Annotated in this window: 1 pseudogene; it reads right to left on the reverse strand. The window is 39.8% G+C overall.

Annotation, left to right across the window (positions count from 1 at the left end):
* A pseudogene (locus DS745_RS24815) lies at positions 1-327 on the reverse strand (hypothetical protein); the annotation flags it as partial.

The following is a 327-nucleotide window of genomic DNA, read 5'->3' on the forward strand; positions in this document are numbered from 1 at the left end:
CATTATCAACAAGTAATGTATTGTTGTGTTTTGCACGTAATTGTTGAACCAATGTGTACACTTTTGCTAAACCAAACTTTTGATCCACTGCGTCTGCCATGTAATCGTAAGGCATGATGTGCGCGTGAATGTCTGTTGTACCCATGATCACTAGTTCGTGAGTAGTTGGTTTCGGGAACTCAAAGTTATACTTATACATTGCCCAACCATCTGCACCTTCACCAAGATACGATACGAACGTTAAGTTATTTGCTTCAATATACTCTTTTCCTTTCGGAGAGCTTCTGAAGACTACATTTCCTTTTGTTTCTACCGGAACGATTGACC

The sequence above is a fragment of the Anaerobacillus alkaliphilus genome (assembly GCF_004116265.1).
In the GTDB taxonomy this organism is placed as follows: Bacteria; Bacillota; Bacilli; order Bacillales; family Anaerobacillaceae; genus Anaerobacillus; species Anaerobacillus alkaliphilus.